Consider the following 13,808-nt stretch of genomic DNA (forward strand, 5'->3'; position numbering starts at 1 on the left):
GTCCCACCTCTGATGAGTTTCGAGTAGTTATAAAATAAATTCAAACGGCGGCAAAGTTTGGAACTTCCCAGTTTCTGAGGTAATGGTTGCGAGAAATTTATCCTGATAAGTCCCCGCTACTTGAGTAAAAATATAGTCTTCGTTCCCATCTAATTGCAGTGTATCTTCCGCCAAAACTTCCACGCGATCGCTTACACGCAACGTCATCTCCTCCTGAGATTCATTTCCATAAATCGCCTTTAATATCAGCAATAACGTCCAGCCATCATCATCCGGGAAAGACCAGGTAACAGCATACAGCCGCAACCGAGTTCCTAGGGTTAAGTCTCGGTAAGCACGACCCGAATTGGCTGGAATCTCCAACTGATTATTGCGACTAATTTCTATCAAAATTTCATCTAATTCTTGAGATGGGTTTTGTTCGCTCCTGCGGAGGGAAAATGATGCTGGTAACTCTCTGATTGGCTCAGTTCCGCGCAAAGGAGACGGTGCTGGCAAGGCTTCCCAGGACAATTCTTGCATTACTTCATCCACTTGGTTGCGTAACCAGTTCCTGACATTTATCGCTTGCTGAGTCAAGATTTGGAGCAGCTCTGATAGATGATTGGTAACGGTTGCTGTATTTTCAGTTAGCGGCTGGTAGAGCCAATTGAGTAAATCCGGCGTCGTTAGAACTGCTGCTCCCTGCTCCCACGTCAAGACTTGCCACAAAGGACGGTTACGCAGTTGGGGTAATAATGTTAATAGGGTTGACTGCATTCGAGCTAGGGTATCCTGACGATTCGTTGGGATTTCAGGTAAAGGAATTGCTGATAGAGCTAAACATTGCAAATAAAGCAACAGTTCATTAGGTTCGCGATTAAACCAAGCAATCGGGATCTGATAAGTCCAATCCGCTTCTGGTTGTAATTGCGGTTGATAATTAATCAGTTGGTCGTAACGCAAAAAACCTCTAATCGCTGCAATTTCTAAGTCTTCCTCAATGCCAATAACTATATAAAAATGAGCGGTAAATTCTGGTAAATCTACTACTGCTCTGGGAATAGTGACTTCTTTATCGGTTAAGGTAATAGTAGGAATTAAACAAACCTTGAATTTGCTAACTCTCAAATTAAAAACGGCGTCGATTGCATTAGTATACTGGGGTTGAAAAACTGAAGAGTGTTCTCTATCTAGAAAAATTTCCGGTTCTCGTTTCCGGAGCCATTCCTCAAAACTCAATAAAATTAAAGCTTGAAGATAAGTTTGCCATTTACGGTCTTCATTCCCTACTTGGTTACTCAATTCTACAGCTTGGTCAAGCTGCTCTGATTCTAAGGGAATTGTTTCTGGCAATTCTTCAAGTTCGACCCAATCATCTGTCAAATCTGTTAAGTAATTCATGCTCGTTCTTCTTTCTGGCTATTAAGATGGTTACAAATAGTTGCAGCTAGTTGACTGTTCATAACTCGATTGTGTCCGATGTGAGATTCTTTTTTCGCCTTCTCAATCTCTGTAGAAATCTCTTTATCTAAAATGAATTGGACTTTAGACTCCAAATCTTGGAGCTGCACGGGATTAACATAACATTGAGCTAACTTTAAAACGCAAGCTCTCAAGCACAATAAGGTTCGGCGTCCGATATCGCTGCGTAAGTTTTTGAGTTCCAGCAGGCGGCTTACTTGAGGTTGGTCTTTTAAGCCGAGTTGGGGAGCTATTTCTTTCATGGGGACTCCCTGACAGTGAAATAAATGAAGTGCCTTGAGGAAGTTTTGCGCTTTCTGATTTTTCTTTGATTGCAAATAGATAAAGCGAGCTTGAATGACCTGCTTAACGGACTGAGATAAACAGGTATTAAATTGCTGGTGATAACCTGCTAAGAACTCTGATTGCTCATTAGAATCCTCCTCACTAGATGCTCTATTTCTTTCCGCAGGATTTCCTGAATTATCTAACGGTAAGCCTTTGCGAGTCCGGAGGCGTTCGGCTCTGAGAAACTGCGCGAGTTCTTGCAATTCTCTTAAGATTTGTTCGGGAAATATTGTCCGAGTGGCTGACAATTGTTCACCCATTTGACGCAATTGCGAGGCGGTTGGGTCTGGATATCGGCTTTTCTCTCCAGCCTTGCGGTGCTGCAAAAGTTGGGTGCGATAAATCTGATGGTAGCTATCAAGTAGCTGAAGTGCTTGGTTGATTTCTGCTGGTGTCCGGTCAAACTCTAATAAAACTCGCTGTAATCGTCCGGGGTTCATGTAACTCAAAATCATCCAGTCAGTTACTTGCTCAATTCCGTGTTCGAGTAAGAATCGTTTGAGGAAGCGATCGCTCTTTACCATCCTGACCGTCCAAGTCGATAATTTACTCTTATCCGGGTCAAAGGTTTGCAAAATTCGAGCGGTTACAGAGGGAGAGTTTGTCCGGTTTTCATCCATTTCCTGACGTGGAGAACGCAAAGTGCTATCGAGTACCAACGGCAACAGATCGAGACTGGTGAAGTCATGGTTTTTGCCAAACTTCTGCTCTAGTTCTAAGCAAAATTCTTGAATTTGATGAGAGATAAAGCAGCGCAGACACACCTCAGCCATCTGGCGGCGAGTGTCATCGTTCTGGAACCACTGCATGAGTTGGCGTTGAATTTCCCGGTCTGGCATATCCTCTCGGTCAGAGAGGTCGGGAAATTGAGTCAAGAAAAAGGCTTTTGCCGACTCAACTTCTTCAGTTCGGCACTTGCCGAAACTATCAATTCTCATCAACAGCCAGTATCTCGATGCCGTACCCATCGTTATTTCACTCAATTGTGCAAATGCAAAGCGACTCTGAAGTTCCTCATCCTTGCCTCGCTTAAACCAGGATGCCGCTCGAAGTCAATTGAGGCAAGTTCGGGGGAGCTGATTGAACGGCTAAAAACGATAAGGATAACTTTAAACAAAGCAAGTGACATCTTCAAGAAATTCCCGCTTTTCCCCAAACTTCATTCGGCTACTTTTCCATTCCTATCGGCACAAGTTGCTCAGATGTTCTACCGGCTGCGGTGGGTTTTAGCCAGCTTGCGACTAGCTCCGGCTTCTTTTTTCTGGCAAAAACGCAAATTGCATGGTAGCTGACTTTTTCCCGCAGACGATAGACTTCCCTACTCTGCAAATTCAAGGTGCGAGCGATCGCTTCTTGAGAATTGCCAGCTAGGTAAAGCTCCAGCCAAACCGCTGCTTCTCGACTGACATTTTCGGCTAAATAGTTGTAAAACTCCTGCTTTACAGTTGTCCGCAGAAACATTTGTTCCTCAATTGCTTGATTTTCTTGATACTCGGCAACTGCGTGGATATCGAGGAAACTTACCGGATTGTTTGTCTCATGGGAAGGCACTTCCTCAGAAACCAGTCGCACCAGTTCACCCTTTGGGATATGAGTCATTCCTCCCCGCCGGGAACGACGTAGATAGTTAAAAAATCTATAAACTAAAAGTGGCTGGTTGCGAATTGGTCTGAGACAGTATTCTTCGATGCTGCTCATCAGTAGGGCGTTGCTTAAGCGAGGGTCGGAAGTACATTTGCCAATCCAGGCAATTTGCTGTTGAATGTAGCGATCGCGATGCAATAATTCCTGAAGGACTTCTTGCAACACATCGACAACTGTTGCCGAGCGATCGCGCGATAGCGCTACCCAAGTCCGAATTTTATTCTTCAGCAAGACTAAACTCCCCAACCGAGTCGTCAAGTTACAATAAGCACGCTCTGGTGCCACGCCTAAGTAGCGTTGCCGTAAAATGCGATAGCGATAATCCATCGCTTGCAAGGCAATTGTTCTCTGCGTTGCGTTAAACGTTTCAAAACGCTCTACGTCCTCTCCTACCAGCCAGAGCGCAATACTTTCATGGGTTGCTGCGCTATAGCCAGGACAGTCAGATGCCAGCTGCTTCGCCACCTCAGTTGGAGACAGCACAACGGTTAGAAATTTTTTCATTTCAATCGCCGAGAGTGTGTGTTCTACTCGGCTATATCTTCAGTCAGGCTGAGGTTATGTATTTTTGATCCGGTTTCTCCGGAAGGAGTCTCCCGGAGAAACCCTGACAGGGTACTATCACAATTCTTTATTCGATGCAGTACGGTTTAACCCCACCCCTGCCCCTTGACCTTCCCTTCACCCAAAAAGGTTCAATATTCTCCCGTCTCCGTTCACGGAGAGGGGCTGGGGGTGAGGTTCCTATATATATTCCACTCAACCAAGAACGACTATAGGGATACAAAAATAAATAGGGGCAGGATAATCCTGCCCCTAGAATCATTGATTCAGTCTGGAGTTTATTTAATTCCAGAAGCTGCTAATCAATCGCATCAGCAGCCCTGTCAGCTGCCCGCTTGGCGCTCTCAACTACATTTCTGCCTGCATCTTTAGTATTTTGCTGGATATTGTCAGCTGCCCGTTGCGTTCCTTTACCCAGGTCTTTGGTTGAATCCTGAGTATTGCCCTTGATATTTTCAATTCCCTGCTTTGTTCCCCTAGCAAAATCGCTAGCCGATCTTTGGGCTTTGTCGCCAACTGCGTCGGCATTTTGCTTCACATTGTCACCGAACTGTTTAGCGTTTTCGCCCTTCTTATCCAAAATCCGCTTGGTGTTCGTACCTACGTCATCGGTCTCGTCAATTACGTGGCGCTCAGCATTGTCAATTAAACCTTTTGCCTTAGCTGCTACGCCTGAAGTGTCTCTTCTGGGATCGGTATCGCTATAGTCGTTCATCCCGCCTTTGTACTCATTGGTTAAGGCACCTGTAGGAACGTCCTCCCTTACTTGGTCCGCGGTCTTCGCTTGCGCCCCACCATTACAAGCGGTGGTAACAAAGATGATCGTGGCGGACAAAAACACGGTGATGATTCTGCCCAAGTTGATTTTTTTAAACCAATTAATGACGCTGTTCATCGAAAAAACTCCTTTTTCTGTACGAGTCAATGGTTGTTTTTGTTAGCGCATTGCAATCTGAGATTTTCAATTGGCAATCAATCGAAAATCTCAAACCTCAATTATTTGCTTACTTGTGCAATGCAGGGTTGCTTTGCAGTTCGGGTCTCTGAGCGGCTTCATCTGATTTATCTTTAAGGAAGCTAGAAGCCTCTTTAAACTCTTCACCGACCTTCTCCAGTCGATTTCCGGCTCGCTCTCCAATATCGGAATTGCGCTGATTGAGTCCACCTGGCTTAGCCTGGGTGAAGTCATCGGCGGTTTTGATGGGAAGTTCTCTCTCTTTTTCCAACCGCCCCTGTGGTGTCTCAGCACCTGGGTAGAGGATTTCAGAATCGCTGGTAGCAATTAACTGATTAGAGAGGATCTGCAAGTCAGCGCGATCGCGTGGATTCGCTGTTTTGCTGACTGTCGGATCGGTAGACATTTTGTAATTTGTGTAGCCATCTCCACCATTGCTGTGGGGATTGTTGTTCCCTCCCATTTGTACGGGGGGATTTTGGGGACGTGCCCCTAAAGAATCGCCATTGTTACAAGCGGTGGTAAAAATTAGCAACACACCTGCCAAAAAAACGGTCAAAATTTGACCTAACCGTAGTTTTTTAAAGAAAGCAGTTAAGTGTTTCACACACTACTCCCAAGATTTTTACGAACTGTCATAAACAATACAAAAGGCTACGGTATTTGAGCCTCTAGCGCAGGTCACATTCTGACTGCAACTAAAAGCCACCTCTCTCTAACCGTAGAGAGATTCCTAAAAAATAAGCCAAACTACGGTTATATTGGTTTGTTCGTGACTATGCTGGTTAAAAATGTCGCTCAGCCTAAAACTTGGCTAATTTTTCTCGTTCTTTCACGATCTGATGAGTATGGGCATCGATCTGGTTCAAGCGCGATCGCCCACATCAAACTTGCCTCACCACCAGGTATCAGATCGTTATCCGTATCCCAGACGTACAATTTTTGCCGACTCACATCTTTGACGAAGCCCTCAGAAGGGAATTTAGAGCGATACTAACTGCAAATCAAGAGTTTTATTTTGTAACCTGCTGTTGGCAGGTTTCGTTTGTGTGCTTGCTGTCGCTTTACGGTTTCAACCGCCAGGTGCTGGGGAAATTGTTCGCTAATGTCTGCAAAGTGTAGAAAGAGAAGAGCGATCGCTCCCTCTAGCAAAAGTTACAGACTCGCTACCGTTCTGGCTACGGTATTCTCATACTCTAGGATGAGGTATTTGCCTCAACTTGCTTCCCAGTGTGAAAGGTCATGAAAAAAATTTGGTCATTCCTGAAGCCGTACTTGCGCTGGGTTATTCTCGGCGGGACGCTATTTTTTTTGGCAAAAGCTCTCAAAGACAACTGGCGGGAAGTCGCAGCCATCCGAATGACTGATGCGGGATGGACAAATCTAGCGATCGCCTTTTTGATTACTTTACTGGCTCATACTTGGTCTGGATTTGTCTGGAGTTGGATTTTGCAATCCTTCCGGCAACCCGTTCAGCCTCGATGGGCGCTCCAAGTTTACCTCAAAACCAACCTTGCCAAGTATTTACCAGGGAATGTCTGGCACTACTACGGGCGCATCGTGGCGGTGACATCCCACGGGGGTTCTTTCGGTGCCGCGACTCTCAGCGTGTTACTTGAACCCCTCCTGATGGCAGCAGCCGCTTTATTAGTTGCCTTAGCAGGTAGCCAGTTAGGTTGGGCAGGCGTCCCGCAGAATACCCAGACGAGAACCTTGCAAATTCTCGGTTTAGGTGTGGTTTTGTTGAGCGTTCATCCCCGAATTTTGAACCCGCTGATGAAGTTGGCAAGTAAGTTGAAGGGAAAGAAGGCAAGAGGCGCAGGGATACAGGGACACAGGGATACAGGGACACAGGCGGGCGGGGGAGAAGAAAATGCCAATTTCTCTGCTTCAGCTTCTCAACCCCCCACAGAAGCGACAGAAGCTTCTTTTCGACTTGAGCGCTATCCCCTATTCCCTTTGTTGGGAGAAATTGGCTTTTTGTTACTGCGTGGCGCGGGGTTTTTGTTTGCCATGCTAGCGCTGACGCCAGTGAATCCGAATCAGATACCGATGCTGCTGAGTGGGTTTAGTTTCGCATGGCTGTTGGGTTTGATTGTTCCCGGCGCACCTGGGGGAATCGGGGTATTTGAAACGACAGCGATCGCGCTATTCGATCAACATTTTTCTGCCGCCATTCTTCTCAGCGTCGTCGCCCTATTCCGCTTGGTGAGTATTTTAGCGGAAGCCGCTGCTGCTGGATTGGCAACTTTGAGCGAGCTGAAGGATAAATAAAACGGCTATCAACTACAGCTCAAGGTTCTCCTCTTCGTTCACGGGGAGGAATTAGGGGTGGGGTTCTCCTATCCCGCTTTCGACGGGTAGCCAGAAAACTAATCTTCTGCAAGTCCTGAATCTGACATCACCTCTGCGATCGCAGAGGTTGCAGCTTTTATATTGTTATCAAACTTCAGTTGAGAAAACACCCGATACATCTGTGCCGTCCCGTGAGGCAGCTTCTTTGTTCCATTTCCGTTCATCTTGATCAAATTGTATTGAACGTTTTCAGCATAGATAGCAAAAGTTATATGAAAGATTTCAAAGAAATTCACTACCCACTTGCAATCCTCTTCCGGATAGTGCATATAGTATTTGATTAACTCAGCAATGCAAGTCTCTAAATGGGTGCGAACATTTTTACAAATTAATAGAATTTTCAGCAGGACGATAACTAAAGTCAAAGGATGCCCTTGCGACATCAATAAAATAAATAGAGGCGAAGGTTCCCGATGATTTTCTGTTGTTAAATATTCGATCACCCGGTTACAGGTTCTTAACAACAGAGCCTCATCTAGAATTTCTTCATGATGATTTTCATATACAACATCTAGCTTTTCCGCTAATTTTGTTTTCAATACCTCTACAAATTTTCGATTCTCCACTGAAAAAATCAAATAATTTTGTAGACTCTGCTTAAATTTTTTGTAGGGAAGTTCCTGAGTTTGTTGGACAAAGATATTTGCCAAATTTGTATAACTAAACGGCCCCCGTTTCGCGACAATCGTCTTGATCAGACGCAGCACCTCGTCTCCCAAGGCAGTCGGGTTTTTAGGCAAAATTTCTCTAGGCATTGCCGATTGCGATCGCGCAGTATACATCGCCAGGTCAAACTTGAAGCGATCTTTCAGTTCTTGCGACAATGCTCTGGCAGCTTCCCGCTGTTCTACGGGGTTTTTGAGATTCGCATATTGAGGAACTAACAGATAAGAAGTATAACGATGGCTCCAATGGGTTGTTTCATGTTCTTCGTATCGAGCGACAAATATCTTTAAGTCTTGATAATCTTGGCTTTTAATAAAGTTTGACAACCAAAGTCTTAGCTTACTCAAACTAGGAGACAAGGTTGACCTACTGATATTAAGATCGCCAAATAATAGAATTAACTCTTTAATTGAGTTATAGCTTCGAGTCGTCTCCCAGTTATTGATGAGAATATAGCAAGAGCGCTTCAGAGTGTTTGTGAATTCTTCTTCGTTATTCGCAAAGATAATATCTGAAAGCGCTTTTACCGCATTGGTGTTAACAGCGTTAGGAGTGTAGTAAATAAATAACTGCTTAAATTCTTGCAGAACGGCTTCTGGAGGCCATTGCTGAACAATGTCCACCAAAAAACGATAGATCATATTTTGATCTGGCTGGGTTGAGATGACGAAAAGCTCGGTTTGATATTCATCTGATAGAATGTCCCTGACCATTCCATTAAATAGGACTATTGAGTCCTTCCTTAGAGTGTGAGAAGAGAAAGTAGATAAAAGTAGATAGTACCCAGCGTCAAATGCTAATTGCAGTGTATATTACTTGAGTTGACTGCCTATAGCAATCCTTGAAAATACATACGCTGGGGGAATTTGCTCTCAACCGCTAGGGATCTTCCGATTCAGACCGGAGACGGTTAATTTGTTCTCGCAATTCCTCAATTTGACGCTGTAGCGCATCCACCTCATTAACGGCTGTTTCTGATGGGACATTCACCGCGCCCTGTGCAGAGGAACGTTGGTAATTGCCCCGACGAATCTGACGATATTCCTCTGAGTTTGCCCACTCTTGCAAGTGGTGAAGGCGATCGACCGTAAAGGGATGGGTCGTAAACCAACCTTGAGTAAAGTTATTGTAAAGTAAGAACTTGTAGACTTGATTCAACCCGTCTTGGTCCAATTCCTGATATTTTTGCGATTGGCGAATAAATTCATCTAAACTCACTTCATTGCCATAACGGGCACTGCCGCCAGCAAATTTCATCATTAAGTGCATCACTGGATTCAGTTCGTCGGTCACTAGAAAAGCGGCTCGATCTGCTGATAATTCCGCTTTACGGCTCCATTCAATAAACGCCAAAATCAACCCGGTACTGATCAAAGTGCTGAAACCAAAGGTCGCATTCCCGATAAAATTGACGGCTTGCAAAGCCCAAATTGCCATCTGACGTAAGGTCGTGTGACCGCATTTAATATGTCCCAATTCATGTGCAATGACTGCCCGAAGTTCCGCTTCGTCAAGCAAGTCTAAAAGTCCAGAGTTCAGGATCACATAAGGGCGTTCTTGTCCGAGGGCGCTGGCATTCACCCAAGGCGCTTGAGAAACGAAAAGCGTTGGTTCTGGGTAAACATCCAGATCGCGTAAGCATTCCCGGAAGATTCCGTAGATGCTAGCATACTGACGCGGCCCGACCTGAATGCTATTGCCCATGTGGTAGACAAACTGGGGACGCTCAGAGGCAAATTCTACAAATCTACGGGCAACCATATCAAATCCAGGCACGCTGCGTAAGGCTTGCTCCGCTTGTCGGTCAAGGGGATGTCTAAAAGCTTCACTGGATATTCCGGTATAAGTAGGCATATTGATGAGTCTTATACAGCGTTCTACTGAACTATTAAAGCCTAGAAATACAACGAGCGGTTTTTGATCTACATCACATAGATGCGCGATCGCAGTATCGTCAAACTGTCACGAAAACTGCTTGATTTAAGCAAGTAATCAACCCACGTCTGAGAAAACTTGACACGGAGACAGTTATCGGAGCGAAAATCACTTCAAAAACTGATTCTCATGTGAATTCTGGGATTGAGCTTTGCTTCTATCGGTTGCCCTCCTTGTAAATGTTGTTCAACGATCGTCTGGACATCGCTGGGTTGAACTCGGCAGTACCAAGTTTCTTCGGGGACAATTCGCACCGTAGGGCCGCAGCTGCACTGTCCCTGGCAACCGCTACCCGTTACCATGACTCCGGGAATTTCAGCACTCTCAAAAGCGGCAAGTACCTCTGCGCTTCCATTAGCTAGACAGGAACGGTACTGGCAAACAATGACGCAAAGCCGATCTTGCTCTAAACACTGCTCTAAACACTTTTCTTGCGAACCAGTTTCCACTTTTGAGTCCAGCACAACAGTATAAATTCCTATGGCTCTATGTTAACTTCGCCTCAGCAGACTAGGGGGAAAGCGAGTAGCGCCGGAGAGAATCCTTTCTCAGGCAATACTCATCTATTTGGAAGTTGATAGCCTTATAGATTGGAATTAGAGTATTTTTAGCAATTTAGGATTGACGCACAGATCCCCCTAAGTCCCCCTTTTTCAGGGGGACTTTTCCGGTTCCCCTCTTGTTCAGGACGGTTAGGGGGCGATCTAGGTTTCAAGCTTTTAGAGCAGAAGTCCTGAGCAGAAGCCCTGAATTTGCTAGAAAGTCGCAATGCTAATCTAGGAGAATCTTTGAGTGAGTTATCTCGAAACCGCTGCTGAGTTTTATAGTGAAGTGGCGCAGACGCCACAAGTCGGACTGTGTTGTGTCCAAAACAGTCCCCTGCAACTGCCAGGACTGAAAATTTCGCCTCAGATGCAGGAGATGAACTACGGTTGCGGTACCACTGTCCATGCCGCTGAACTTGGTAATGACCCGACGGTGCTATATGTCGGTGTTGGCGGTGGTTTGGAAGCGCTGCAATTTGCTTATTTTTCTCGCCGTCCCGGTGGGGTGATTGCCGTCGATCCGGTGGCAGCGATGCGCGAGGCAGCGACTCGTAACTTAGCGATCGCTGCCCAAGAAAATTCCTGGTTTGACCCCAGTTTTGTGGAAATTCGGGAAGGCGATGCCTTCTCCCTGCCGGTGCCAGATGCCTCTGTAGATGTGGTGGCGCAGAATTGTCTGTTTAATATCTTTGAACCCACCGACCTGCATCGGGCGCTTCAAGAAGCCTTCCGGGTGTTAAAAGCAGGGGGTCGCCTACTGATGAGCGACCCCATTGCCACTCGTCCCATTCCACCTCATCTTCGGCAGGATGAACGGTTACGAGCGATGTGTCTATCGGGTGCTTTAACTTACGAGCAATATACTCAGCATCTTATTGATGCTGGATTTGGGCAGATAGAAATTCGAGCGCGGCGTCCTTACCGACTGCTGGATTGTGCTAGCTACGGGTTGCAGGAACCATTGCTATTAGAAAGTTTGGATTCTGTTTCTTTTAAAGTGCAAATTCCCGAAGATGGTGCCTGTATTTTTACGGGAAAAACGGCGATTTACACCGGCACCGAAGAGTTTTTTGATGACTCGAATGGGCATATCCTCCCACGGGGTTTACCAGCAGCAGTATGCGATAAGACAGCGGGGAAGCTTGGTGCATTGATGCCAAAAGAAATCCTGATTACTGATTCAACTTGGTACTATACGGGCGGCGGTTGCTGTTAAATGACGGATTGGCTGGGTGCTTGGATAGGATAGCTGAAGAGATTTTAAAATAAACCTTGATGGCTAAACTACCCGCGATCGCACCTCCTTCCGTTTCTTCTGGCTTTCATGCCCTGTCTGACCCCCTACGGATTCAAGTATTGGAGCTGCTGCGCGAACAAGAGCAATGCGTTTGCGAACTCTGCGAACAGTTGGGGGTCACTCAGTCTAAACTTTCCTTTCACCTAAAAACCCTCAAAGAAGCTGCCTTAGTTTGCTCCCGGCAAGAAGGACGCTGGATTTACTACAGCCTCAATCTGCCCCAATTTGTTGTTTTGGAGCAGTATTTGGCAGAGTACAGTTGCTTCAGTCCCGTCTTATCCGCGCGTTCCTGCAAAGACTAGGCTTGACACATCAATTTTTTTTGAAATAAACTTAATCCATCAAGTTTTTTTGAAATGCCAGGTGTAAAAAATTATTGGGTGCTGGGGATGGTCGTGAAATCAGTGTCCCGGATGGCGCGTTGGGACTCAGTTTTCCAATCGTGCAAGCAACAAGCGATCGCTGAGGGAGTGGGTACATTCATCCTGGTGTTTGCCGGTACGGGTGCCGTGATGGTAAACCAAATTAGCGATGGCGCGGTGACTCATCTCGGTATCAGCTTTGTGTTTGGCGCAGTTGTTGCCGCTTTAATTTACGCCTTGGGACACATTAGCGGCGCTCACTTTAACCCGGCGGTAACACTGGCTTTCTGGACAAGCGGTTTTTTTCCGAAACACCAAGTATTGCCCTACATCTTGGCGCAGTCCTTGGGGGCAATTGCTGCTTCAGCTTTACTCTTGATGGCTTTAGGGCGTGTTGGCAATCTGGGTGCAACTGTGCCACTAGAAGGGAATTGGCTGCAATCCCTGGTGCTAGAAACGGTTCTCACCTTTATTTTAATGTTTGTGATTTTTGGTTCCGGTCTCGATCGCCGCGCCCCGATTGGCTTTGCGGGGTTAGCGATTGGCTTGACGGTGGGGCTAGAGGCGGCATTTATGGGGCCAATTACGGGAGCCAGTATGAATCCAGTGCGATCGCTCGGTCCCGCTTTAGTGGGCGGAATTTGGCAGCACCACTGGGTTTATTGGGTTGCACCGATTTTAGGAGCGCAATTAGCCGTGTTGATTTACAGCCAACTTTCCAACGGATTTCAAGATATCAAGTAAGGGAGAAAACCTGATGCAACGAGTAATGTTTGTTTGCAAGAAAAATTCTGCCCGTTCCCAAATGGCGGAAGGCTTTGCAAAAACGCTGGGTAAGGGAAAAATTGAAGTAATTAGCTCTGGATTAGAAGCCTCTCAGGTTAGACCGGAAGCGATCGCTACTATGAAAGAAATCGGCATTGACATTACCAATCAACACTCGAAACCCCTTAGCGACTTTAAGGCTGAAGACTTTGATGTGGTAATTTCCCTGTGCGGTTGTGGAGTTAATCTTCCGACAGATTGGGTACTTCGGGAAGTCTTTGAGGATTGGCAGCTTGACGATCCGGCTGAACAGCCTGAAATTTTCCCCAGAGTGCGCGATCAGATAAAAGAGCGGGTGACTAAACTCATTGAATCACTAAAGGAAGAAGCGACACCTGTTGGATAAGGTTCTGATGACAAACCAAACACCGATAGAGCAACCAATCCAACCGATTGCAGAGAACCTGTGGTGGGTGATTCCAGGCAAACTAGCAGGTGTTCGTAAGCCAATGCCAGAGGAACTGACTGAACTACAGGCTGCCGGTGTTGGCGCGATTGTCTCTGTTATGGATGACCCCTCCAACCTAGATTTTTATCACCAGGCAAACATCCCTCACCTCTGGTTGCCAACCAAAGGCGGTACCCAACCCAGTCGGGAACAGGTTGAGGAATTACAAAACTTTGTTGACAGCCAAAATCGCCAAGGCAACGCTGTTGCAGTCCATTGCACCAGTGGGAGACGACGGACGGGAACGATGCTGGCGTCTTACCTGATTTGCACTGGCTCGTCTTATAACGACGCAATGCAGACAATTGAGAGTGCAAACTCCGAAGTCGAACTGCGAGAAGCTCAAAGCGCCTTTTTGCGAGAATTGGCAAGAGGATAAGCCTTACATACCACCCCTCTGTAGCGCTTGGGATCGTTTACA

The 13,808-nt window shown here is 46.2% G+C and carries 14 protein-coding genes; 6 read left to right on the forward strand and 8 right to left on the reverse strand.

The features are described 5' to 3' along the window. Positions 1–27: 27 nt before the first annotated feature. From H6H02_RS09675 to H6H02_RS09695, 5 genes are all read right to left on the reverse strand, one after another. Positions 28–1,383 carry a DUF1822 family protein gene (locus H6H02_RS09675; protein ID WP_190816995.1) on the reverse strand — a complete coding sequence of 452 codons (1,356 nt, stop codon included), beginning with the start codon at positions 1,381–1,383 and terminating at the stop codon, positions 28–30. Further along, a complete protein-coding gene (locus H6H02_RS09680; protein ID WP_190816997.1) occupies positions 1,380–2,759 on the reverse strand; it encodes a hypothetical protein in 1,380 nt (459 codons plus the stop codon). The genes H6H02_RS09675 and H6H02_RS09680 overlap by 4 nt, the downstream gene beginning before the upstream one ends. Positions 2,760–2,958: 199 nt before the next feature. Continuing rightward, positions 2,959–3,939 (reverse strand): HetZ-related protein 2, encoded by a 981-nt coding sequence (locus tag H6H02_RS09685; protein ID WP_190816999.1) that lies wholly within the window; start codon positions 3,937–3,939, stop codon positions 2,959–2,961. Between the two features lie 358 nt (positions 3,940–4,297). Next, a complete protein-coding gene (locus H6H02_RS09690; protein ID WP_190817001.1) occupies positions 4,298–4,894 on the reverse strand; it encodes a DUF6658 family protein in 597 nt (198 codons plus the stop codon). A 109-nt stretch (positions 4,895–5,003) separates the two neighbouring features. Beyond that, positions 5,004–5,561 carry a DUF6658 family protein gene (locus H6H02_RS09695; protein WP_190817003.1) on the reverse strand — a complete coding sequence of 186 codons (558 nt, stop codon included), beginning with the start codon at positions 5,559–5,561 and terminating at the stop codon, positions 5,004–5,006. A 635-nt stretch (positions 5,562–6,196) separates the two neighbouring features. Here H6H02_RS09695 and H6H02_RS09700 point away from each other — a divergent pair. Next, positions 6,197–7,228: a YbhN family protein gene (locus H6H02_RS09700; protein ID WP_190817005.1), complete on the forward strand. Its 1,032-nt coding sequence runs from the start codon at positions 6,197–6,199 to the stop codon at positions 7,226–7,228. Between the two features lie 98 nt (positions 7,229–7,326). Here H6H02_RS09700 and H6H02_RS09705 read toward each other — a convergent pair whose 3' ends face one another. The 3 genes from H6H02_RS09705 to H6H02_RS09715 form a co-directional block, all read right to left on the reverse strand. Beyond that, positions 7,327–8,616, reverse strand: a complete 1,290-nt coding sequence (locus tag H6H02_RS09705) for a hypothetical protein (RefSeq protein ID WP_190817007.1) — start codon at positions 8,614–8,616, stop codon at positions 7,327–7,329. A gap of 238 nt (positions 8,617–8,854) precedes the next feature. Further along, on the reverse strand, positions 8,855–9,829 hold the full coding sequence (locus H6H02_RS09710; protein ID WP_190817009.1) for a M48 family metallopeptidase: 975 nt from the start codon (positions 9,827–9,829) through the stop codon (positions 8,855–8,857). A gap of 194 nt (positions 9,830–10,023) precedes the next feature. Beyond that, on the reverse strand, positions 10,024–10,359 hold the full coding sequence (locus H6H02_RS09715) for a (2Fe-2S) ferredoxin domain-containing protein (protein ID WP_190817096.1): 336 nt from the start codon (positions 10,357–10,359) through the stop codon (positions 10,024–10,026). A 343-nt stretch (positions 10,360–10,702) separates the two neighbouring features. On the opposite strand from H6H02_RS09715, the gene arsM reads away from it, so the two are divergent. The 5 genes from arsM (at position 10,703) to H6H02_RS09740 (ending at position 13,766) form a co-directional block, all read left to right on the forward strand. Next, positions 10,703–11,671: an arsenosugar biosynthesis arsenite methyltransferase ArsM gene (gene arsM, locus H6H02_RS09720; protein ID WP_190817010.1), complete on the forward strand. Its 969-nt coding sequence runs from the start codon at positions 10,703–10,705 to the stop codon at positions 11,669–11,671. A 59-nt stretch (positions 11,672–11,730) separates the two neighbouring features. Then, the gene (locus tag H6H02_RS09725) at positions 11,731–12,054 is read left to right on the forward strand and encodes a metalloregulator ArsR/SmtB family transcription factor (protein WP_190817013.1); all 324 of its coding nucleotides are present in this window, start codon (positions 11,731–11,733) and stop codon (positions 12,052–12,054) included. A 111-nt stretch (positions 12,055–12,165) separates the two neighbouring features. Then, positions 12,166–12,858, forward strand: coding sequence for an MIP/aquaporin family protein (locus tag H6H02_RS09730; protein WP_190817098.1), 693 nt, complete (start codon positions 12,166–12,168; stop codon positions 12,856–12,858). A gap of 13 nt (positions 12,859–12,871) precedes the next feature. Continuing rightward, entirely contained in the window at positions 12,872–13,285 is a 414-nt protein-coding gene (gene arsC / locus H6H02_RS09735; RefSeq protein ID WP_190817015.1) for an arsenate reductase, glutathione/glutaredoxin type, read from the forward strand. Positions 13,286–13,292: 7 nt separating this feature from the next. After that, on the forward strand, positions 13,293–13,766 hold the full coding sequence (locus H6H02_RS09740) for a dual specificity protein phosphatase family protein (protein WP_190817017.1): 474 nt from the start codon (positions 13,293–13,295) through the stop codon (positions 13,764–13,766). Positions 13,767–13,808: the final 42 nt, after the last annotated feature.

Origin of the sequence: Coleofasciculus sp. FACHB-1120, from assembly GCF_014698845.1 — a bacterium.
GTDB lineage: Bacteria > Cyanobacteriota > Cyanobacteriia > Cyanobacteriales > FACHB-T130 > FACHB-T130.

Coding starts and splice junctions, on each gene's coding strand:
- H6H02_RS09675 (WP_190816995.1), bottom strand. CDS start 1,383: ATGAATTACTTAACAGATTTGACAGATGATTGGGTCGAACTTGAAGAA.
- H6H02_RS09680 (WP_190816997.1), bottom strand. CDS start 2,759: ATGGGTACGGCATCGAGATACTGGCTGTTGATGAGAATTGATAGTTTC.
- H6H02_RS09685 (WP_190816999.1), bottom strand. CDS start 3,939: ATGAAAAAATTTCTAACCGTTGTGCTGTCTCCAACTGAGGTGGCGAAG.
- H6H02_RS09690 (WP_190817001.1), bottom strand. CDS start 4,894: ATGAACAGCGTCATTAATTGGTTTAAAAAAATCAACTTGGGCAGAATC.
- H6H02_RS09700 (WP_190817005.1), top strand. CDS start 6,197: ATGAAAAAAATTTGGTCATTCCTGAAGCCGTACTTGCGCTGGGTTATT.
- H6H02_RS09705 (WP_190817007.1), bottom strand. CDS start 8,616: ATGATCTATCGTTTTTTGGTGGACATTGTTCAGCAATGGCCTCCAGAA.
- H6H02_RS09710 (WP_190817009.1), bottom strand. CDS start 9,829: ATGCCTACTTATACCGGAATATCCAGTGAAGCTTTTAGACATCCCCTT.
- H6H02_RS09725 (WP_190817013.1), top strand. CDS start 11,731: ATGGCTAAACTACCCGCGATCGCACCTCCTTCCGTTTCTTCTGGCTTT.
- H6H02_RS09730 (WP_190817098.1), top strand. CDS start 12,166: ATGGCGCGTTGGGACTCAGTTTTCCAATCGTGCAAGCAACAAGCGATC.
- arsC (WP_190817015.1), top strand. CDS start 12,872: ATGCAACGAGTAATGTTTGTTTGCAAGAAAAATTCTGCCCGTTCCCAA.
- H6H02_RS09740 (WP_190817017.1), top strand. CDS start 13,293: ATGACAAACCAAACACCGATAGAGCAACCAATCCAACCGATTGCAGAG.